This window comes from Microvirga flocculans ATCC BAA-817, from assembly GCF_000518665.1.
Lineage (GTDB): Bacteria > Pseudomonadota > Alphaproteobacteria > Rhizobiales > Beijerinckiaceae > Microvirga > Microvirga flocculans.
In genome coordinates this window covers 22,065-41,932 of sequence record NZ_JAEA01000009.1, presented here as the reverse complement: position 1 = coordinate 41,932, position 19,868 = coordinate 22,065, and the positions used below count along the sequence as shown (strand labels likewise).

Annotated in this window: 19 protein-coding genes and 1 tRNA gene; 5 read left to right on the top strand and 15 right to left on the bottom strand. The window is 66.1% G+C overall.

Translation table 11 applies throughout. The annotated features are described in order from the left end of the window. Positions 1–4: 4 nt before the first annotated feature. From L879_RS21400 to L879_RS21385, 10 genes are all read right to left on the bottom strand, one after another. Positions 5–1,237, bottom strand: a complete 1,233-nt coding sequence (locus L879_RS21400) for a glycoside hydrolase family 1 protein (RefSeq protein ID WP_035459396.1) — start codon at positions 1,235–1,237, stop codon at positions 5–7. Further along, a complete protein-coding gene (locus L879_RS0111310; protein WP_027316201.1) occupies positions 1,227–2,537 on the bottom strand; it encodes a family 1 glycosylhydrolase in 1,311 nt (436 codons plus the stop codon). The genes L879_RS21400 and L879_RS0111310 overlap by 11 nt, the downstream gene beginning before the upstream one ends. 18 nt (positions 2,538–2,555) lie before the next feature. Further along, positions 2,556–3,710, bottom strand: coding sequence for a UDP-galactopyranose mutase (gene glf, locus L879_RS21395; protein ID WP_035459395.1), 1,155 nt, complete (start codon positions 3,708–3,710; stop codon positions 2,556–2,558). A gap of 6 nt (positions 3,711–3,716) precedes the next feature. Further along, a complete protein-coding gene (locus tag L879_RS0111300) occupies positions 3,717–4,934 on the bottom strand; it encodes a glycosyltransferase family protein (RefSeq protein ID WP_027316200.1) in 1,218 nt (405 codons plus the stop codon). Between the two features lie 194 nt (positions 4,935–5,128). Continuing rightward, entirely contained in the window at positions 5,129–5,440 is a 312-nt protein-coding gene (locus tag L879_RS0111295) for a polyhydroxyalkanoic acid system family protein (protein WP_027316199.1), read from the bottom strand. A 66-nt stretch (positions 5,441–5,506) separates the two neighbouring features. Continuing rightward, positions 5,507–5,812, bottom strand: coding sequence for a hypothetical protein (locus tag L879_RS0111290; protein ID WP_027316198.1), 306 nt, complete (start codon positions 5,810–5,812; stop codon positions 5,507–5,509). A 126-nt stretch (positions 5,813–5,938) separates the two neighbouring features. Further along, positions 5,939–6,295 (bottom strand): hypothetical protein, encoded by a 357-nt coding sequence (locus L879_RS21390; protein WP_051435249.1) that lies wholly within the window; start codon positions 6,293–6,295, stop codon positions 5,939–5,941. Positions 6,296–6,353: 58 nt separating this feature from the next. Further along, the gene (locus L879_RS0111280; RefSeq protein WP_027316197.1) at positions 6,354–6,773 is read right to left on the bottom strand and encodes a septal ring lytic transglycosylase RlpA family protein; all 420 of its coding nucleotides are present in this window, start codon (positions 6,771–6,773) and stop codon (positions 6,354–6,356) included. A gap of 433 nt (positions 6,774–7,206) precedes the next feature. Then, positions 7,207–8,628 carry an MATE family efflux transporter gene (locus L879_RS0111275; protein WP_027316196.1) on the bottom strand — a complete coding sequence of 474 codons (1,422 nt, stop codon included), beginning with the start codon at positions 8,626–8,628 and terminating at the stop codon, positions 7,207–7,209. 197 nt (positions 8,629–8,825) lie between these two features. Next, positions 8,826–10,316, bottom strand: a complete 1,491-nt coding sequence (locus tag L879_RS21385; RefSeq protein ID WP_154664186.1) for a response regulator — start codon at positions 10,314–10,316, stop codon at positions 8,826–8,828. A gap of 140 nt (positions 10,317–10,456) precedes the next feature. On the opposite strand from L879_RS21385, the gene bglX reads away from it, so the two are divergent. The 3 genes from bglX (at position 10,457) to L879_RS0111255 (ending at position 14,487) form a co-directional block, all read left to right on the top strand. Next, positions 10,457–12,712, top strand: a complete 2,256-nt coding sequence (gene bglX, locus L879_RS0111265; RefSeq protein WP_027316195.1) for a beta-glucosidase BglX — start codon at positions 10,457–10,459, stop codon at positions 12,710–12,712. A gap of 86 nt (positions 12,713–12,798) precedes the next feature. Beyond that, on the top strand, positions 12,799–13,593 hold the full coding sequence (locus tag L879_RS0111260) for a YoaK family protein (protein ID WP_438268101.1): 795 nt from the start codon (positions 12,799–12,801) through the stop codon (positions 13,591–13,593). Between the two features lie 54 nt (positions 13,594–13,647). Next, complete coding sequence (locus L879_RS0111255) at positions 13,648–14,487, top strand: DUF1206 domain-containing protein (protein ID WP_027316193.1); 840 nt, start codon at positions 13,648–13,650, stop codon at positions 14,485–14,487. Between the two features lie 22 nt (positions 14,488–14,509). On the opposite strand, the gene L879_RS0111250 is transcribed toward L879_RS0111255, so the two are convergent. Further along, a tRNA-Arg gene (locus L879_RS0111250) sits at positions 14,510–14,586 on the bottom strand. 114 nt (positions 14,587–14,700) lie between these two features. Between L879_RS0111250 and L879_RS21380 the strand changes: the two genes are divergently transcribed. Together L879_RS21380 and L879_RS21375 are read left to right on the top strand one after the other, a co-directional pair. Further along, the gene (locus L879_RS21380; RefSeq protein ID WP_154664185.1) at positions 14,701–15,510 is read left to right on the top strand and encodes a thermonuclease family protein; all 810 of its coding nucleotides are present in this window, start codon (positions 14,701–14,703) and stop codon (positions 15,508–15,510) included. A gap of 6 nt (positions 15,511–15,516) precedes the next feature. Beyond that, positions 15,517–16,938, top strand: a complete 1,422-nt coding sequence (locus tag L879_RS21375; protein ID WP_035459391.1) for a M48 family metalloprotease — start codon at positions 15,517–15,519, stop codon at positions 16,936–16,938. Positions 16,939–17,036: 98 nt separating this feature from the next. Here the strand turns inward: L879_RS21375 and L879_RS0111235 are convergent, their stop codons facing one another. The 4 genes from L879_RS0111235 to L879_RS0111220 all read right to left on the bottom strand — a co-directional run bounded on the left by L879_RS0111235 (position 17,037) and on the right by L879_RS0111220 (position 19,862). Then, the gene (locus L879_RS0111235; RefSeq protein ID WP_027316192.1) at positions 17,037–17,909 is read right to left on the bottom strand and encodes an RNA polymerase factor sigma-32; all 873 of its coding nucleotides are present in this window, start codon (positions 17,907–17,909) and stop codon (positions 17,037–17,039) included. A gap of 171 nt (positions 17,910–18,080) precedes the next feature. After that, positions 18,081–18,659, bottom strand: coding sequence for a CarD family transcriptional regulator (locus tag L879_RS0111230; RefSeq protein ID WP_027316191.1), 579 nt, complete (start codon positions 18,657–18,659; stop codon positions 18,081–18,083). A 517-nt stretch (positions 18,660–19,176) separates the two neighbouring features. After that, on the bottom strand, positions 19,177–19,515 hold the full coding sequence (gene fdxA / locus L879_RS0111225; protein ID WP_027316190.1) for a ferredoxin FdxA: 339 nt from the start codon (positions 19,513–19,515) through the stop codon (positions 19,177–19,179). Positions 19,516–19,559: 44 nt separating this feature from the next. After that, a complete protein-coding gene (locus L879_RS0111220; RefSeq protein ID WP_027316189.1) occupies positions 19,560–19,862 on the bottom strand; it encodes an RNA-binding S4 domain-containing protein in 303 nt (100 codons plus the stop codon). Positions 19,863–19,868 lie beyond the last annotated feature (6 nt).

Sequence of the window (19,868 nt, the reverse complement as noted above, 5' to 3'; positions counted from 1 at the left end):
GCGTTCATTCCGCCGCCGCGCGCACCGAACGTCCGTGTCTCCTGCCAGGATTGCGGCTGAGGCGCAGCATCCTTTCACGGCGCTTCAGCCGCCTGGCATGCAGCGCATCGAGCCTCTGCGCGTCCTGAAAGGCCTCCAGCATGGGCTGGTAAGGAATGCGTTCGCCGTGCGGCTCCCGATGGCAGACGGGATCCCACAGGCCCATGGCGGTCCAGTCCTCGGGAGAATGCCATTCGGGCATGCCGAGGATCGGGTACAGGCAAACCCCGTGCAACGGCACGTCCTCGCGCAGCAGGGCATCCGCCTCCTCGGCGACCTCCCGCAGCCAGGGGCCGCGACGCTCTCCCACATGGGCCGTTTCGGTGATCAGGAGATCGCCGCCGTAGCGCTTGTGAACCTCACGCACGAGGTCCCCGATTTTCATGCGGCGCGGATCGCCGTCGGAAAGCGGGGGGATCAACCCGTCGGGTCCGGGTGCGATGCGCCATTCCCACTGGTTCGTCCAGTAATAGTTGATGCCGACGATATCGAGATGGGCCCGGCTGCCGCCAAGCTCGGGCAACAATCGGCCGCACAGCATGTCCCAGGATTGGAAGACAAGGCGGTTGTTGAAGTCATGCGCCTCGTCGTGGCATTCCGGCTTGTCGTCCGGCAAGGCGACACGGCAGAGCGGGTCCGCGTTGACGATCCGCGCATCCGGGCGAACGGAGCGGATGGCGTCGATTCCCTGGATGGCCGCGTTCACGAGCGCCACCTTCAGATCCCATCCCCGCCCCTCGGCGTGAGGCGCGAACAGACCTTTCTCCCCGGCCGCATAGGCCATGAAGGACGGTTCGTTGACCGGCGTGACGTAGAGCGTTCCCTCCGTATGCCGGTCGGCGTAGCGCGCGGCCGCGTAGCAGTAGTCCGCGAAGATCTTCGGGAAATCCACACTCCATAGATCGACATGGGTGGGAAAGCCGTAATGGAAGAGATCCCAGATGACCTCGATCCCGTTCTCCCGCGCAGCCTCCATGAAGGGATCGACGGACGAGAAATCGTAGCGCCCCTTGCCGGAATCGATCAGCGGCCAGCGCATCACCTCCCGTGCGGCGCGGATGCCGAGATCGGCGAGCATCCGGTAATCCTCCCGGACGGTGGTCTCATGCCCGGTGGCGACAACCTGATCGAACCATTGGCCGTGCCGATTATAGCCTGTCGACCCTTCGAACCCCGCCAGAAAGAAGCTATGAAACATGCAACCGTTCTCCGCTTGCATCGGCGATGGCGGACAAGGGCCCCACCGCGGAGATGCCACCTTTCACATAGGACCGGTAGGAATCCGCGAGAGGTGTCGCCGTGCGCTCAAGGGTCACGGGATCGAGATCCCACAGGCCCATCCTGATGAAATATTCCGCGGGCTCGCGCGAACCCTGCCGGTAGGCCCAGGCCACCATGTCGAACATGGGCCACCACGTATAGCCGACGAGAGGAACGCCTTCGCTGCGAAGCACACGTACGCTGGCGAGCGAATCGTCCATCCAGCGCTGGCGCTTGGCGACGGAGCCCAGCGACGCGGTTTCGCTGACGAAAAGCGGCGCTCCGTATCGCGCGTGATAGAGCCTGCCGAGACGGGCCACGAGATCGCCGGAGGCATAGGGCTGCCGGATGCGCAAACGCCCGCCCGCCTCGCGCCGCAGGCGCTTGTGCGTGAACATCGGATAGAGGTTCATGCCGATGAACGGCAGGTCGATGGCATTCTCCTCGAACCAGTCGAGATCGCTTTCACGTGCCCCGTTTTCGAGAAGCCATGCCCTGAGCCTGTGCTCGCGGCCGACGCGCCCGCTGACGAGGTCGAGAGCGAGAAAGACGATCTCCTGGCGCAGCTCCACTTCGTCGGCCAGGGCCGGATCCTGGGTTTCGTAGAGATCCGTCGCATCCACATGCACCGGGACGATCTGAGGATCGACGGCCTGCAAGGCCTGGCAGGTGCGGACGATCCCCTTGGCGAGCGCGATCATGACCGCGATGAAGCCGGGCCAGCCCCGGCGGAAAGGCGGCCACCAGCCCAGCCGGCCGCAATACCAGGCCGTGATGCGCGGTTCGTTGAGCGGCGTGTACCAGAGAATGCGGCCCTGAAAGCGCTCGGCGAGGCGCGCCGCGTATTCGCTCACCCTTTCGGGATAGGCAGGATCGAGATAGGCGCCGTCGAGCCAGCGCGGCAATCCGTAATGCACCAGATCGACGATGGGATCGACGCCGAGATCGAGAAGGCGCCCGAGCGCCTCGTCGCAGAAGCGCCAGTCCCACCGGCCCCGCTCGGGTTCGATCCTGTGCCAGGGAACGCCGTAGCGCACCGTCTTGACGCCGAGCGAGGCGACGAGATCCAGGTCCTCCCGCCAGCGCTCGTAATGCCCCGTCAGCTCGTATTCGTCGAGGATGCGCCCGGTGGACGGCCAGGGCTCCGTGATGAACGTGTCCTCGATCCCCGTCGCCCACCAGAAGGCGTCCGGGGCGACGAGGCGAGACAATTCGGAACGGGCCGGAACCGAGGTCATGGCCGGGCCACCGCGCCGTCAGGACGCAAGCGCGGCCTTGGACCGGATCACCTGAACGCCAAGGCTGTCGGCCCCGACCGGCACGGATTCGCCGATGCGCCGGAAGGTGGCGAGCGCCTGGCCGACGATCTGGTCCATGTTGTAGTAGCGATAGGTTGCGAGACGGCCCACGAACCACACATCGGGCGTCGCAAGCGCCAGGCGCTCGTATTTCTTGAACAGCTCCTGGTTCTCCGCCTTCGGAATCGGATAATAGGGATCGCCTTCCGCCGACGGATATTCGTAGGTGAGCGCCGTCTTCGCGTGCTCCTGACCCGTCAGGTGCTTGTATTCCGTGACGCGGGTATAATCCTGCGTCTGGGGATAGTTCACCACGCCCACCGGCTGGTGCCAGCTCTTGTCGAGCGTCACGTGCTCGAAGCGAAGCGAGCGATAGGGCAACCTGCCGAACTGGAACTTGAAATATTCGTCGATGGGCCCGGTATAGATGACGCGCCGATGGGGGATGGTCTTGCGTACATCCTCGTAATCGGTCTGCGTCATGACGTGGATATTCGGGTGACTCACCATCTTTTCGAACATCCGGGTGTAGCCGTGCTTCGGCATGAACTGGAACTCGTCGTTGAAATAGCGGTCGTCCCGGTTCGTGCGCGTCGGCACGCGCGAGGTCACCGACTTGTCGAGCTCGGACGGATCGAGCCCCCATTGCTTGCGCGTGTAGCCGCGGAAGAACTTTTCGTAGAGTTCACGGCCCACGGCCGAGACCACCACATCCTCCGACGTCCTGATCTCGCCCGGCTTCTCGGCCCGCGCGGCGAACCAGTCCTGAAGCTGCTCCGGCGTGAGGTTCAGCCCGTAGAGCTTGTTGACGGTATCGAGGTTGATCGGGATCGGCACCAGCATGCCGTCCACCTCCGCGAGCACCCGATGCTCATAGAAGCGCCATTCGGTGAAGCGGGAGAGATAATCGAAGATCTGCTTGGAATTGGTGTGAAAGATATGCGGCCCATACTGGTGGATGAGCAGCCCGTTCTCGTCATACCGGTCATAGGCGTTTCCGCCGATATGGTTGCGGCGGTCGATGAGAAGGACACGTTCGTTGCGTTCGTTCGCGAGACGCTCCGCCAGGACGCTGCCCGCAAAGCCAGCGCCGACAATCAGCCAATCATACATTCCGCATCACTCCGCAGGCGTTGTGGCATAACCGGGAAGGGACGAGGCGGGACGATCCTTGGCGGTTTCCCCCATGGCCTCCAGCATCAGCCTGTGCATCGACGCCCAGGTCTTGTCCCATGAACCCGCGGCGAGATGACGGTCCACTTTGGCAAGCCATGGATCCTTCGGACGCTCGAGAAGGGTCTCGACCTTGGCGACGACCTCCTGCGCAGTGCGGGCGATCTCCACCAGCCCCTTTTCGCCGTAGGGCCGCATCACGTCGGTGATCGGCGTCGAGACCACGGGCACGCCTGCTGCCAGGAATTCCGGCGTCTTCGTCGGGCTGATGAACTTCGTCGCCTCGTTGAGGGCGAAGTTCATGAAGCCCGCATCCCAGCCCGAGAGGTAATGGGGCAGCTCGTTGTAGGACTTGCCGCCGAGCCAATGGATGTTCGCCCGCCGCGGCAGGATCGACGGATCGATCTTCACCACCGGACCGATCATCACGAAGTTCCAGTCGGGCCGCAGAGCGGCGGTCTCGGCCAGGAGATCGAGATCCATGCGCTCGTCGACGACGCCGAAGAAGCCGATACGGACATGCCCGATCGCCGCCTGGTCCTCGGGATCCCGACTCATCGAACGGGCCTGCGCGAAATGATGGAAGTCGATGGAGGATGGGAAGGCGTGAACGCTGCGGTGGCGGTTCTTCTTGGCCTCATAGAGACTCAGGCCGCCCGTGAAGACGAGGTCGCAGCGCGCGAAGAGAGCGTTTTCCAGATCGAGCAGTTCCTGCGATGCGCCCCGGAAGAGGGACAATTCGTCCATGTTGTCGTAGATGCACAGGTCGCATTCGAGATCGCTGGTGAAGGCCATCGCCATGGGCGTGTAGTACCAGAAGACGCGAGGATTGACGGCTTCGCGGCCGATCAGCTCTTCGATGAGATCGTGCTGCTCGGCAAGCACGTCTTCATGCGACAGGCCTTCCGGAAGGATCGGAACCGCGACGGTGACGCCCTGCGGCCGGCCGCTCACGTCCATATGCGGCCTCACGCCCGCCTTGAAGAGCGGCTCTTCGACGATCAGCACATCGTAATGCCTTGCAGCGCGGCTCAGCAGATGCTGCGGGCGTTGCCAGACGAAGTCCCAGCGCAGATGGGAAAAGCAGACGAGAAGCGTTTTGTCTGAACCGGCTTTGACAGGCGATCGAAAGGCATAGGATTGCGTCGTCAAACGCTCATGCATAGTGCCATCCTCAAATACAGATGTGTGGTCGCGCTCGGACGAAAGAATTAAGTCCGGTGTGAATGAGGCGATGTCTTAAATGAAGCGCACCGGCAAAGGGTCGCGGCCGCAATCGATTGGAAAACTCGGAAGGAGCCGATTAGTTCCGTCTGCATTCATCTTCGTGAACGGCTATTCATGCGAATAGCCTTGAGTCACTTCTTCTCGAGCATGAGCGTGCCCTGCTTTTGAATGAAGATCTTTGCCTTCTCTGCAACCATCGCGAGGATCCACGGCAGCTGCACTTCCACATGGACCTGATCCTGCATCACTTCCAGGTGGCCCTGGACATGCTGGCCCATGGCGCCGACGCGGAAATCCATGCGGTTTCCGCTCCAGCTTTCATCGATGGAGGCGACCTTGTCCCCGAACTGGGATTTCAGGCGCTCCAGGCCGCCCTGCAGACGGTGCACGGCTTCGGCCTGGCCGAGATTGTGGGGAATCGAAACGAGAAGAGGCTTGGTCATCGTGATGCTCCGCTTTCAACGACAAGCGAAGCCGTGGCGATCGGTTCCCCGGTCGCCGGCGGCGCATTACAGCATCTCCACGCGGATTGCGCGAATGACGATGGTTTCCTGATCGAAGCGGCGCTCCAGATCGGCGCGGTAGCGCTCCCACCAGGCATGGTCGATTTCGCGCGCCATGACCTCGAACACGACGATGTCGTCATGCGCCGTGTGCCCGCCCTCCTTCCAGACGCCTTCGGCCGGGGCGCGGGTGAAACTGGTCACGCCGCCGAAACGCTCCGACAGTTCCCCGCGGACCCGGCCATAGGCTTTGCCATCGAACCGGCGGCCCGCATTGTCGGCCAGCGGCAAAAGGATCTGAACCAGATGCATCGCCCTCCCCCGTCAAACGCCATGGTCAGCGACAGCAAATAGTCCGGGGGATGCAAAAGGCGAGGCTTGAGCGGGAAGCCCGGACGGGCCAGAACGGAGACCGCCGTCCGGGCCGGACGCCCGATGTCAGGCGTTCAGGGCCGCGAACATCTCCCGATCCGTGTCGGGATAGCCGTCGTCGACCCGATAGCGGCCCGAGGGCTTGGAGACGCGCCAGGGCCAGTCCGTTGAAGCGTGAAAGGCTTCCGACGGGCGCAGCCGCCGCACCGTGCCGTCGTCACGCATTTCGTCGATCACGACGAAGCCGAAGATGGTCAGCCGCGTGGCCATGGCCTTGGTCGCGCGGTCGCCCGCCTCGATCGGCAGGGAACCCGCCGCATAGACGGCATCCATCAGGCTCTTCTGATCGCGTCTGGGATTGGCCGAGGAGCGCGCGCCCGGAAAGCGGATCACATTCGTCGGCTGAGACGATATCGATTCCATGTAAGCAACCCTTGGTCCCGAATCGGCCCAAGAATCGCCGCAAGGAATTAAGAAGCGCCTAATCGAGCCGATGCAGGGACACGTAGGCCGTGCCCGCGCTCGTCAGGCCGAGCTCCTGAGCGGGCCCCTTGGCGAGATCGATGATCCTCCGGTGAGTGAACGGGCCGCGATCGTTGACCCGCACGACGACCGAGCGGCCATTCGATTCGTTGACGACCTTCAGCCGCGTGCCGAAAGGCAGGGAGCGGTGGGCAGCCGTCATGGCCTGGGCGTTGAAGCGCTCCCCGCTCGCCGTCTTGCGGCCGTGGAAGCCGGGTCCGTACCAGGAGGCGGCGCCGCGCTGAATCGCTTTGCCGGTCCCGATTGCCGGACTTGAGATGGATCCTGTGACCGAGGGGTCGTTCGAGGCGGTCGTATTGCAGGCTGCGACAAGAAGAAGAGGCATCACTGCCGATGCCCGCGTAATGATGTTCTTCAAGGACAGTCTTCCCTTCCATTTCTATGGAAAGTCAAACTGAACCTTAAAGAGGCGAGAATAAGGCACCTCGATTTTTTCGAGCCGGGATCATACTTCAGAGCAGTGAAGTTCTTGGCTTGATTTAGCCTGAGACTGCGCTATCGCGCGGGGATATTGCCTGAACGACGCTTCATATTCCGTTAAGGAAAATCCAAACTTCCTTTACAGGCTCCGGATCCGGCAAGGCAGCGCAAGCCGTCCGGTGCGGACCGACAATCCGCGCCGGCGAAAACCGGGCTGCTGCTGAAGAAGGCGGGCCTAGAGCATCGTGCGGAAAAGTGGACCCGGTTTTCGCTGACGCGGCCCTTCGGGTCCGCCCTCAACGCTGCTCTCACTCAAGAAGAAAGCATCGGATCGATCCCAAAAGTGCAAGTCCACTTTTGGGTCCGATGCTTTAACGCGCGAAGGCTTCCTGGACGTCCTGCGGCGTGGCCGTGACCAGGCCCAGCCGGTCGCGGCGCAGCCAGCGCCACAGCATCAGGGAGGCGACCGCGGCGAGGCCGCTGGCCAGCCCGATCCAGATGCCGATGCCCCGCAGCGAAGTTCCGAACGCCAGGATGACGCCGAGCGGCAGGCCGACGCCCCAATAGCCCAGCGCGGCATAGAGCATGGGCACGCGGGTGTCCTGAAGGCCGCGCAGCATGCCCGCGCCGACCGCCTGCGCGCCGTCGGCCAGCTGGAAGATCGCTGCCACCACCAGGAACGAGCGCGCCAGAGCGATCACACCCGCATTGTCAGGATCGCTGAGATCGAGGAAGGCGCCGAGCAGCAGATGCGGCGCGAACATCATGAGCGAGGCCGTGACGCCCATGAAGCCCATGGTCAGCGCGAACGACGTCCAGCCCGCACGGGTGACGCCCTCCGCGTCCTGCGCCCCATAGGCGCGCCCGACGCGCACCGTCACGGCCTGGCTGATGCCGAGCGGAACGGAGAAGCAGAAGGACGCGATCTGCAGCGCGACCGCATGCGCCGCGAGGTCGTTCTCCCCGATTCGGCCCATCAGCATGGCGGCCGCGTTGAAGATCGTGACCTCGAAGGTCAGGGTCAGGCCGATGGGAATGCCGATGCGCCACAGGGTGCGATAGCGCGGCCAGTCGGGACGCCAGAAGCGCCCGAAGATGTGATAGCGCCGGAGCCTCGGATGGAACAGGATCACCAGGGCGAGCGCCACGAACATGAAGGTGCTGGAGATCACCGTGCCCAGCCCGGCCCCGATGAGGCCCAGGGCCGGCAGGCCGAGGGCGCCGAACATCAGGGCATAGGCGGCGGCGAAATTGACGGGCACGGCGAGCAGGCCCATGAACAGGGCCCAGCCCGGACGTTCCAGCGCAGCCAGGAAGGAGCGCAGCACCAGGAAGAACAGGAAGGGCAGAAGGCTCCATTGGAGCGCGCGCATGTACTGGCCGGCATTGTGGGCCAGCACCGGCTCCTGGCCGATGGCGAGGAGGATCGCCTCCCCGTTCCAGGCCACGATCCAGATCGGGATCGCCACCGTCACTGAGGCCCAGAGTCCCTGGCGGACCGTGCGTCGCACCTCGCGCACCGAGTGGCGGCGGCGGCCCAGCTCCTCGGCGATGATCGGCGAGGTGGCATTGACGAGGCCAATGCCGAAAATGAGGAACGCGAAATAGAGGTTGGTGCCGAGCGCCCCGGCGGCCAGCGCCTCCGAGCCCATCCAGCCCATCAGGATCACATCGGATGTCATCAAGGCGTTCTGCGCCATCGTGGCGAGGACGAGGGGCCAGCCGAGGGACAGGGTCGCGCGCAGTTCCGCCAACCAGGCGGCGCGCTCGGTCGGGGAAGAGCGAGGAATCATGGTGTCAGGCTTGTAACCAAACAACGGCCCGAACGCCACAGGAACGGACCGGAAAGAACCCGCCCACTGCGCCGGCAATCCGGATGCACAAGCAACGAACGCATCCGTCAAAGCGTGTCCGGCATGAAGCGCCGCTCAACAATCGAAGCGTCAAGCATCGGCCGCGAGCTCAGCTCGCGGTCGTTGCTCACGCGCCGTCAGCGCCGGCGCGTCGATGTGCGCGGGAAGAGCGGGATGACCTTGTCGTCGCTGGGCAGGGAGAGGTGCCGTTGAATCGCGGCATGGAGATCGCGGCTGAGAATGGGCTTGTGAAGAAGCGGGAATTCGCTGTCCTCGCCGCTCACGAGCGGATTGCCCGTGATCAGCACTACGGGAAGGTTCGGGTGGGTCTGACGCACCTCGCGCGCGAGCATGACGCCGTTCATGGTGCCCGGCATGGCGACATCCGCGAGCACGAGCGCGGGCCTGCGGGCGTTCAGGAGCTTCACGGCCTGCGCGGCGTCGGTCGCGATGCTGGCGACGTAGCCGAATTCCTCCAGGGTGGATTGCAGGGCGAGGGCGACTTCGAGCTCGTCGTCCACCACAAGGATCTCCGTGTGATTGGGCACGCCCTCCTCCGGCAGGTCCTCCTCCCTCGGAACGCCGGAAGGCAGCCATGCGGCCGCCGCGGCCCGCGGCAGATAGAGGACGATGGCCGTCCCCGCTCCGTCCCGGCGCACCTCGGAGGCGCCGCCGAGCGCTTGCAGGAAATGCAGGCTCCGGCGCAGGGACATCCAGGACGAGAGGTCGAGGTCCCGCAGGGCGAAAGCCTGTTCCGGATCGGCCTCCGCTGCAGGGCGCCCGTCCTCGGGGCCGGCGCTGCGGATGGTGAGCTGCACGAAGTCGCCCTCGCGCGTCAGGTCGGTCAGGGTTCCCTTGGCCACCTGCACGTTCCTCGCCTCCAGCGTGATGGTGCCGCCCTGAGGCAGGGCATCGCGCACATGCGCGCTCAGCGTCACGATGGCGGTCTGGATGTCGTCCGGGCTGGCCTCGATGGACCAGAGGTCGTCGGCGAGAGACAGGCGCAGCTCGACCGTGTCGCGCAGAAGCGAGCGGCTCAGAAGATCGGCGACGGCATGGATCTGCTCGGCGATGTTCACGTACTGAACCGGCGCCTCGCCCGGTCGGGAGAAGGCCGCCGACTGCGCGATGAGCTTGGCGGCCTGATCGGCGGCGACGAGGGCGGACAAAAGCTTGCGCTGCAGGATCGGTTGGTCCTTCAGGTGTCGCGCCGCCGCGTCGATATTGGCGCTGATCACCATGAGCCGGTTGTTGAGGTCGTGGGTGATACCGTCCCGCAGCCGCTCGACCGCCTGCGCCTTCTGCTCGCGGCGCAAGCTTTCGTCCTCGTCGGATGAAATCGCTCCCTCCGCCGGGGGCAGCAGGACCTCCGGCTGGCGCGCGGGGGGACCGGCGAGATCCTCGAAGACCGACAGCTCGTCTGGCGCGCCACGCTTCCGGTCCCGGAGAGCCCGGCGAAACTGGCCGGCCAGCAGCAGGGGCATCCCGGTGGCGACCAGCAGGAAAACCCCTGCCGCGGCCGCGATCAGGGCGGAATTCCTGACATAGGCGGCGCCCGCCAGCGAGAACCCCGACAGCATCAGGGCGCAGGACAGAACCAGGAGCGACAGCTTCATCAGGGCAGGCAAAGACGGTATTCCACTTTTGAAAATATGATTTGACCGGGAGGTCCCCAGACGCCACTTGCAACGCTTATGTGTATCACAACCGGGCGGCGCGCGAGGGCGGCCTCGCGATAATGTGTTACTGCTCGACAAAGGAGACGAGAGTGCGGCTTTCTGATGTCCACGGCTTGGCGCGGCTGGCGCTCGCGCTGGTTCTGACGGGTCCGTTCCTGCCGCAGGCCAAAGCCCAGGAAGCGCCCGGACCGTCCATCGAGCGCCGCGTGAACGAGCTGCTCGGGCGGATGACCCTGGAAGAGAAGGTCGGCCAGCTGAACCTCGTCTCCCACGGGCCGCCCCTGCGCTGGGAGGACATTTCCGAGGGCAAGGCCGGGGCGCTGCTCAATTTCAACAGCGCCCAGGACGTGGCCCGCGCCCAGGCCCTCGCGCGCCAGAGCCGCCTCAAGATCCCGCCGCTCTTCGGCCTCGACGTGCTGCACGGCTTCCGCACCCAGTTCCCGCTTCCGCTCGGGGAAGCCGCCGCCTTCAGCCCGCGCCTCTCCCGGCTCGCCGCCGAATGGGCCGCCCGCGAGGCGTCCTATGTGGGCGTGAACTGGACCTTCGCGCCCATGGCGGACCTTTCCCGCGACAGCCGCTGGGGGCGCATCGTGGAGGGCTTCGGAGAGGATCCGGTGCTCGGGGCCGCGCTGACCGCCGCCCGGGTGGAAGGCTTCCGCGACGGCGGTCTCGCCGCCTCCACGAAGCATTTCGCGGGCTATGGCGCGCCCCAGGGCGGACGGGACTACGACACCACCTATATCCCGCGCGCGGAAATGTACGACACCTACCTGCCGCCGTTCCGGGCCGCGGCGGAGGCGGGATCGGCCAGCTTCATGGCCGCCTTCAACGCGCTCAACGGCGAGCCTTCGACGGCGAACGGCTGGCTTTTGACGGACGTGCTGCGCGGGCAATGGGGCTTTACCGGCTTCGTCACATCCGACTGGGTGGGAATCGGCGAGCTGGTCAACCACGGCATCGCGGCCGACGGCGCGGAAGCCGCCCGCAAGGCGATCCTCGCCGGGGTCGACATGGACATGATGGGCCAGCTCTACATCAAGCACCTGCCCGACGAGGTGCGCGCGGGCCGCGTGCCGGAAAGCGTGGTGGACGAGGCGGTGCGCCGCGTGCTGCGCACCAAGTTCCACATGGGTCTCTTCGACCGCCCGGACATCGATCCCTCCCGCCTGGACTCGGCCTTCCCGACGCCCGAATCCCGCGAGGCCGCCCGCGCGGTCGCCCGCGAGACCTTCGTGCTGCTGCAGAACCGGGGCGACGTGCTGCCCGTGCCCGCGAGCGCCCGCTCAATCGCGGTGATCGGCCCCCTGGCCGATGCGCCGCAGGACCAGCTGGGACCGCACGCCGCCCGCGGCCACAAGGAGGACAGCGTCACCATCGTAGAGGGCATCCGCCGCCGCGCCCAGGGCTCGGGAATCACGGTGCGCCATGCCCCGGCCTGCGACCTGCTCTGCCGCGACGCGAGCGGGCTTCAGGCCGCTCTCGAGGCCGCCCGGCAGTCGGATTTCGTCATCGCCGTCTTCGGCGAGCCGCAGGAGCTCTCCGGCGAGGCGGCCTCCCGCGCGGATCTGGCGCTCAACGGCAAACAGGCGGAGGTGCTGGAAGAGCTCGCCAGGACCGGCAAGCCCATCGCCCTCGTCCTCATGGGCGGTCGCCCGCAGGTGCTGGGCCCCGTGGCCGAGCGGATCCCGGCGATCCTCATGGCCTGGTATCCGGGCACGGAGGCGGGCCCGGCGGTGGCCGACGTGCTGTTCGGCGACGTGAGCCCGAGCGGCAAGCTCCCGCTCACCTGGCCGCGCTCCACGGGGCAATTGCCCCTCTACTACAACCGGCTGCCGACGGGCCGCCCGACGCTCCCCAACAACCGCTTCACCCTGCAATACATCGACGAGGCGATCACGCCGCTCTATCCCTTCGGCTGGGGCCTGAGCTACACGAACTTCGCCTATTCCGGCGCGGCGCTGGCCAAGGCGCAGCTCAGCGAAGGCGAGGCGCTGGAGGTCTCGGTGAACGTGACGAACACGGGCGCGCGGGACGGCCAGGAGGTGGTGCAGCTCTATATCCGCGATCCGGTGGCGAGCCGCAGCCGCCCCCTGCGCCAGCTGAAGGCCTTCGAGAAAATCGCCCTCAAAGCCGGCGAAACGAAGCGCGTGACCCTTCGGGTGCCGGTGGAGTCCCTCGGGTTCCACCTCGACGACGGAACGCTCCTGGTGGAAGCCGGCGCAATCCAGGTCTTCGTCGGCGGATCGTCCCTCGCCGAGCAGGTCGGCGAGGCCGAGATCGCGCAGACCTTCCGCATCCCGCCCATGGGGCGGCGCGCCTCAGCCTCCAGCCCGATCGCCCAGTAACGGGCAAGGCGCTGCCCGGCCTTTTCCCGCCGGGCAGCCTTTCGGCGCATTGAACCTGTCAAGGGATCGGGATTAGGCTGGGCTTCATGATGAGCGCCCCGTCGACAAAGCCGGAATCCCGCGATTTCACCATCCGCGCGGTGAAGGCCATCGCGGCGTCCGAGCGGACGGGAACGGCGGATACCCTCCTGGGCATGGCCCTCACCTTCGTGGCGGGCGCGATCAATGCGGGCGGCTTCCTGGCCGTCGGCCAGTATACGTCCCACATGTCGGGCATCCTTTCCGCCATGGCCGACAACACAGCCCTCGGCTCACTCGAGCTCGTGGGGCTCGGGCTCGCGGCCTTCCTGCCCTTCGTCGCGGGCGCGGCCTGCTCGGCCATGCTGATCAACTGGGGCCGCCGGCACCATCTCGGCAGCCGCTACGCCATGCCGCTCATGGTCGAAGCCTTCCTGCTCCTCGGCTTCGGCCTCCTGGGCTGGCTCGCCTATCCCTCGCCGGGCTTCGTCGCCGCCGCGGTGCCGCTCCTGTGCTTCATCATGGGGCTGCAGAACGCCACCGTGACCAAGATCTCCGGCGCGCGCATGCGCACGACCCACGTAACGGGCATCGTGACCGATATCGGCATCGAGCTCGGCAAGCTGATCTACTGGAACCGGAACCCGGACAATCCCGAGCGGGTCCTGGCGGACCGGGGCAAGCTGCGCCTGCTCAGCCTGCTGCTGGCCTCCTTCTTCATCGGCGGCGTCACGGGCGCAATCGGCTTCAGCCAGATCGGCTTCCTGTTCTCGCTGCCCTTCGCCCTCCTGCTGCTCCTGCTCGCCGGCCCGCCCCTGGCCGAGGACGCCGCGACCCTGACCCGGCAGATGGGACAGCGCTGACGCGGAACCCCCGCGAAGGCTTGGCGGTTCATTCCCGACAGAGTGGAGCCACCCATGCCGCGTCTCAGCCGTAACCCTGTCGAAGCCCTGGCGCGGTTGGGCTATGGCGCACGCGGCGTCGTCTATGGCCTGGTCGGCGGCCTGGCTCTGCTGGCCGCCATCGGGTCCGGCGGCCAGACCGGCGGCAGCCGAAGCGCCCTGCAGACATTACTGGCTCAGCCCCTGGGCCGGTTCTGGCTCCTGCTCATCGCGCTCGGTCTCTTCGGCTTCTGCGCATGGCGGGTGCTGGAGGCGCTGACCGATGCCGACAGGCGCGGCTCCGACATGAAGGGCTGGGCCGTTCGGGGGGCGCATCTTGTCAGCGGGTTCATCTATGCAGGCCTTGCTCTCTTCGCCGTGAACCTCGCCCTTGGGCGCGGCTCCGGCAGCGGGGAGGATCAGGCCGCCAGGGACTGGACCGCCTGGCTTCTGAACCAGCCCTTCGGCCGATGGCTGGTGGGGCTGGCGGGTCTTGCCGTCATCGGCGCCGGCCTCGGCTTCGTCGCGAAGGCCTGGCGTGGCCGGGTGGCGGAACGCCTGTCCCTCCCCGCCGACGCGCAGGGCTGGGTCTGCGCCCTGGGGCGCATGGGCTTTGCCGCGCGCGGCGTCGTCTTCCTGCTGATCGGCGGCTTCCTGGGGCTTGCCGCCCTGAACGCCTCGTCCTCGGAAGCCCGCGGCCTGGGCGGCGCGCTCCAGGCCCTCCAGCAGCAGCCTTATGGCTGGGTGCTCCTGGCGCTCACTGCGCTCGGCCTCTTCGCCTTCGGCCTCTTCGGCCTCGTCCAGGCCCGTTACCGCCACATCGATGCCCCCGACCTGGAAGACGCCAAGGCCGCCGTCGCCCGGGCCGGGTCATGAACACGTTGTCGGAAGAAAAATCTGGCGATCCCGGGAAGACTCGAACTTCCGACCTTCGGTTTAGGAAACCGCTGCTCTGTCCTGCTGAGCTACGGGACCGCGTGAGACGAGGGGATTTAGCACGGTCGGGAGGGGCATTCCAGAGGCTTGCGGGGTTTCGGCATCGGCGAAGCGAGCATGGCCGTCTGCGCCGAAAGAGGTATGATCCCTCCCATGACGGGACCGGCCCTTCGGATCATCTGGATTTTGAGCCTCGCGGCCGCTCCGGCGGCTTTCGCGCTGCCTGCGCCTTCGGCAGGGATCCCGGCGGAATGCCGCGACGAGGCCCGAACGGACCGCCTGGAGGGCCTCAGCCCCGAGGGCGATCTCATCCTGGCCTCGGGCCGCCTGGCGAAGCTGTCCGGCCTGCGCCTGCCGGACGGACTGCCCCACCGGGACGCGGCCCTGGCCTGGCTGCGGGGGCGGATCGGCCGGCCTGCGCTCGTGCAGGGGCCGGAGCGCCCGGACCGCTGGAACCGTATCGCCGTCCGGATCCGGTCCTCCGACGGGCCTCAGGCCCTCGACTGGGGGCACGGCCTCGTGGAAGCCGGCCTCGCCTTGGTCGATGCGGGTGCGGACGAACCCTTCTGCCAGCCGGAATTGCTGGCCTTCGAGGCGACGGCGCGCGAACGACGCCTTGGTCTTTGGGCCGATGACCGCTATAAGCCCGTTGATGTGAATCAAAGCGAGCGCCTGCGCGAGCGGATCGGCACCTTCCTGCTGGTCGAGGGCCGCGTCAGGAGCGTCGGCGAGCGCAAGCAGCGCACCTATTTGAACTTCGGGGGGCACTGGGCAGAAGACTTCACGATCATCATCCCCAGGAAGACCTGGAAACGGATGCTGGACCGCGGCCTGGACGCCGAAGCGCTGAAGGGCCGCCGGATCAGGGCCCGAGGCATTTTGGAGCCTTGGCAAGGAACGGCTTTTTCCATTGTCATACCGGACATGATCGAACCCCTCGAGGGCGACCGTCTGCCACGATGAACGCGCATGAGCACACCACGTCCAAAAGGTAGCCTCAGGGTCCTCGGCAGCCTCATGCTCGCAGCCTCTCTCGCGGGCTGCGCCGGGTTCGGCGACGTCTCCCTGCCGGCGAACGCGCCGCGGGTCATCGGCCCCGACCGCGACCAGGACCACGTGCGCCTGGTGCGGGCCTTCGGCGGCGAGGGCCGGGCCCCGCAGCTTCAGCAGCTCCTGACGGACGTGACGAACCGGCTGGTGATGGCCACGGACCGCCCGGACGAGGCCTTCCAGGTCACGATCCTCAACTCGCCCCTGGTCAATGCCTTCGCCCTGCCGAACGGCCGCCTCTACGTCACGCGCGGGCTCCTGGCGCTCGCCAACGACACCTCCGAGGTGGCGGCGGTGCTCTCCCACGAGATCGCGCACGTCACCCTCCGCCATGCCTCCCAGCGCAGCGAGCTGCAGGCCCGCTCGAACCTGATCGAGCGCGTGGCCGAGAACGTGCTGAACGACGCCGAGGAGGCGGCCATGGCGCAGTCCCAGTCGCGCTCGGCCCTGGCGAGCTTCTCCCGCGCGCAGGAGCTGGAAGCGGACCGGATGGGCGTCAGGGTTCTGGCCCGGGCGGGATTCGACCCGTTCGGCGCTCCCCGTTTCCTCACGGCCCTGGGCCGTTCGGGCACGAGTTCGGATATCTCGACGGCAGATCGCGACGCCTCGCATCCGCGCACCAACGACCGCGTGGCGCGGGCGCTCCAGGCGGCCCGCGCCACGGAGATGGCCGGGATGGGCGAGACGGGACGGCTGGCCTATCTCACCGCGCTCGACGGCCTTTCCTACGGCGACGATCCGGCCGACGGCGTCGTGAAGGGGCGCCGCTTCATCCATTCGCGGCTGGGCGTGGCTTTTGAGGCGCCCGAGGGCTTCACCCTCGAAAACACCTCCCAGGCGGTTCTCGGCGCCTCGGCCGACGGCGAGCGGCGCCTGCTGTTCGATGCGGCCGACACGCCGGACGGGCAGAGCCTGGAGGACGTGCTGCGCTCCACCTGGACGGACACGATCGAACAGGGCTCCCTGACCTCGTTCACCGTCAACGGCCTGCCGGTGGTGACTGCTCTCTCCAACGGCAAGGAATGGACCTTCCGCCTCTCGGCGGTCCGGATCGGCAACACCACCTTCCGCCTCATCATGGCCACCCGCAGCACCCGGGGCGACCTGGAGAGCATGTTCCAGCAGACCTTAAGCACCGTCCGGCAGGTGCAGCCCGAGGAGGCCCGGCGCATCAGGCCGCTCAAGCTGCAGATCGTCACCGCCCAGCGCAGCGACACCGCGCAGACCCTCGCGGCGCGGATGCCGATCGACCGCCCCCTGGACCGCTTCCTCCTCCTCAACGGTCTCAGCCGCAACGCACCCCTGAAGGTCGGCGAGCGCTACAAGATCGTGGTGGAATAGGACGCCTCTTCAGGCCCGACAAAGCAAACGGCGGAGCGATTGCCGCTCCGCCGTTCGAACCTTCGCCCGATGCCGGGTCTTGGGAAAATGCCGTGCCTCTACACGAAGGCGCCTGTGGCCTGAGGGTATTTCTCGATGAGCGCGCGCTTGAGCTTCTCCAGGGCGCGGTTCTCGATCTGGCGAACGCGCTCCTTCGAGATCCCGAGCCGGTCTCCCAGGAATTCCAGGGTCACCTGCTCGTCGTCGAGACGGCGGGCCCGCAGGATGCGCAGCTCGCGCTCGTTCAAAACTTCGAGAGCCTGCCGCAGCCAGCGCACCCGGCGCTCGGTGTCGATCACGTCGCTGACGCTCTCGTCCGGCAGCGGGCTGCTGTCGACGAGGAATTCCACGCGCTCGGCGGAATTCGACGCGTCAGCATCCAGAACAGGCGCGTTCAGCGAGGTGTCCGGCGCGGACAGGCGGGCATCCATGAGGGCCACATCGGCCTTCGAGACGCCGATCGCCTCGGCGATCTTCTCGTGGACATCCGAAGAGATGCGCTCTTCCCCGCCGCGGGTCAGGCGGGCGCGAAGGCGCCGCAGGTTGAAGAAAAGGGCCTTCTGGGCGGAACTCGTTCCACCGCGGACGATGGACCAGTTGCGGAGGATGTAATCCTGCACGGAGGCGCGGATCCACCAGGTCGCATAGGTCGAGAAGCGCACCTCACGCTCCGGCTCGAACCGGGCGGCGGCCTCGAGCAGCCCCACATGCCCTTCCTGGACGAGATCGGCCATCGGCAGGCCGTAATGGCGGAAACGGGCTGCCAGCGCGATCACGAGGCGCATATGGGCAGCCGTCAATTGGTGAAGCGCTGCTTCATCGCCGGCCTCTTTCCACCGCACGGCAAGCTGATGCTCCTCTTCCCTCTCGAGAAAGGGCGCATTCATGGCGGCGCGGACGAAGCGGCGGCGAACCCCTGAGATTTCTCCCATTGTGTGCTCTCCCTTGGCAGAGACACAACGAGCGAGGCCGCAAAAAGTTCACGCCCAACGGCCAAGTTCTGCAAAATAGATTCCGAGCCTTGAAAAACAAGGCTTCGGAACGAAAAAAGCCCGGCCTGAAGCCGGGCTCTTTCGGATAGATGCAGTTCTGAGATCGTCCGGTCAGGCGGCCTCTTCCTGAACGTCGTCGGCCTCGGCCTCCGCCTCGGCGCCCTTGGCGCGGCGGGGGGACTTGGCCAGGCTCTGCTCGATGAGCTTCAGGGCCTCCGTATCCGTAATCTTGTTCACGGCCGCGATCTCGCGCACGACGCGGTCGAGGGCGGATTCATAGAGCTGGCGCTCGCTGTAGGACTGCTCGGGCTGGGCCTCGGAGCGGTAGAGGTCGCGCACGACTTCCGTGACGGCGATCAGGTCGCCGGAATTGATCTTGGCCTCGTATTCCTGGGCGCGGCGCGACCACATGGTGCGCTTCACGCGGGCACGACCCGTCAGAACGTCCAGAGCCTTTTGCACCAGGGCCGGTTCGGCAAGCTTACGCATGCCAACGCTGGCAGCTTTCCCCGTCGGAACGCGAAGAACCATCTTGTCCTTATCGAAAGAGACGACGTAGAGCTCCAGTTTGAAACCTGCGATTTCCTGCTCTTCGATGGCCGTGATGCGGCCGACGCCGTGAGCGGGATAAACGATCGCTTCGCCGGACTTGAACCCAAGGCGCGGGGCGGACTTCTTGGCGGTTGTCATGCGAGAGAGGCCTCCTTGCATGGACCTCGCCGGAGGGCGAGGGCTGCAGTTCCACAGGGCAGGGACCCTGGGGAACAAGATAAGATGCGAGCGTCACGGAACTTGACTATTCCGTTCGTCTCCCTGATTAAGCCAGCAGCTGAAAACGCTCTTGCCCTTGACCAAGGCAGCAACGCTCCCTTAAGTCAAAGGACGCGAATCTTTGCTTCATTGTGTGAACCGCCGGTCTGCAGAGACGGTGCACGGCTTGAGCGCAAGCGACGGCATTTGCGGACCCTATCACAGTCCGGCCGAAAAAGCAAAAATATTTCAAAGCACAGCGTAAAGACGCGCCGTTTCGGCTCCTGTCCCGAACCTCGAACGCCAGCCTCCGAAACGGATTCTTTGCCCCCGACCGCGCACCGGCGGCAAGGGATCGTCAAAGCCGCCTTTGCATGGGCCGCGCGGCTTCTTTCAGGCCATGGTCGCGCCGTGAGCGATGCCGTCGGAAGGCGCGGCCTTCCGCTTGAAACGCGGATCAGTCGCCCTCGCCGGGATTGGGCGAGAAATAGGCCTCGAACTTGCCAGCCACGCCGTCGAATTCCTTGGCGTCTGCGGGCGGGTCCTTCTTCACGGTGATGTTGGGCCAGCTCTTGGCCATGTCGGCGTTGAGCTTCAGCCATTGCTCGAGGCCCGGCTCCGCATCGGGCTTGATGGCCTCCGCCGGGCATTCCGGCTCGCAGACGCCGCAATCGATGCATTCGTCCGGGTGGATGACGAGCATGTTCTCGCCCTCGTAGAAGCAATCCACCGGACACACCTCGACGCAGTCCATGTATTTGCACTTGATGCAATTTTCAGTGACGACGTAGGTCATGAACGGTCCTTCGAGGGTCTGTTCGAACGGGGTATGGCGCCGCTCTATCCTTTGTCGGCCTCGCTGACAAGCGGCCCGTTGTCCCGGTTGAGATCGGCGTAGAGCTGCCTTGCTTCCGGCGCAGGGCCGCGGCGCTCGCCGAGCCCCTCGATCCGGACCACGAGGGTGGCCCGGGGAAGGGCGAGAGTCACCACGTCGCCGACCGCGACCGCCCTGGCGGCGTTGTCGATGCGCTGGCCATTGATCCGGACATGGCCGCCGGTCACCAGCTTGGCGGCCAGCGTCCGGGTTTTCGCAAAGCGTGCGAACCACAGCCACTTGTCGAGCCGCTGCCGGTCCTCACGCATGCGGTC

Coding starts and splice junctions, on each gene's coding strand:
- L879_RS21400 (WP_035459396.1), bottom strand. CDS start 1,237: ATGTTTCATAGCTTCTTTCTGGCGGGGTTCGAAGGGTCGACAGGCTAT.
- L879_RS0111310 (WP_027316201.1), bottom strand. CDS start 2,537: ATGACCTCGGTTCCGGCCCGTTCCGAATTGTCTCGCCTCGTCGCCCCG.
- glf (WP_035459395.1), bottom strand. CDS start 3,710: ATGTATGATTGGCTGATTGTCGGCGCTGGCTTTGCGGGCAGCGTCCTG.
- L879_RS0111300 (WP_027316200.1), bottom strand. CDS start 4,934: ATGCATGAGCGTTTGACGACGCAATCCTATGCCTTTCGATCGCCTGTC.
- L879_RS0111295 (WP_027316199.1), bottom strand. CDS start 5,440: ATGACCAAGCCTCTTCTCGTTTCGATTCCCCACAATCTCGGCCAGGCC.
- L879_RS0111290 (WP_027316198.1), bottom strand. CDS start 5,812: ATGCATCTGGTTCAGATCCTTTTGCCGCTGGCCGACAATGCGGGCCGC.
- L879_RS21390 (WP_051435249.1), bottom strand. CDS start 6,295: ATGGAATCGATATCGTCTCAGCCGACGAATGTGATCCGCTTTCCGGGC.
- L879_RS0111275 (WP_027316196.1), bottom strand. CDS start 8,628: ATGATTCCTCGCTCTTCCCCGACCGAGCGCGCCGCCTGGTTGGCGGAA.
- L879_RS0111260 (WP_438268101.1), top strand. CDS start 12,799: ATGATGAGCGCCCCGTCGACAAAGCCGGAATCCCGCGATTTCACCATC.
- L879_RS0111255 (WP_027316193.1), top strand. CDS start 13,648: ATGCCGCGTCTCAGCCGTAACCCTGTCGAAGCCCTGGCGCGGTTGGGC.
- L879_RS21380 (WP_154664185.1), top strand. CDS start 14,701: ATGACGGGACCGGCCCTTCGGATCATCTGGATTTTGAGCCTCGCGGCC.
- L879_RS21375 (WP_035459391.1), top strand. CDS start 15,517: ATGAGCACACCACGTCCAAAAGGTAGCCTCAGGGTCCTCGGCAGCCTC.
- L879_RS0111235 (WP_027316192.1), bottom strand. CDS start 17,909: ATGGGAGAAATCTCAGGGGTTCGCCGCCGCTTCGTCCGCGCCGCCATG.
- L879_RS0111230 (WP_027316191.1), bottom strand. CDS start 18,659: ATGACAACCGCCAAGAAGTCCGCCCCGCGCCTTGGGTTCAAGTCCGGC.
- fdxA (WP_027316190.1), bottom strand. CDS start 19,515: ATGACCTACGTCGTCACTGAAAATTGCATCAAGTGCAAATACATGGAC.
- L879_RS0111220 (WP_027316189.1), bottom strand. CDS start 19,862: ATGCGTGAGGACCGGCAGCGGCTCGACAAGTGGCTGTGGTTCGCACGC.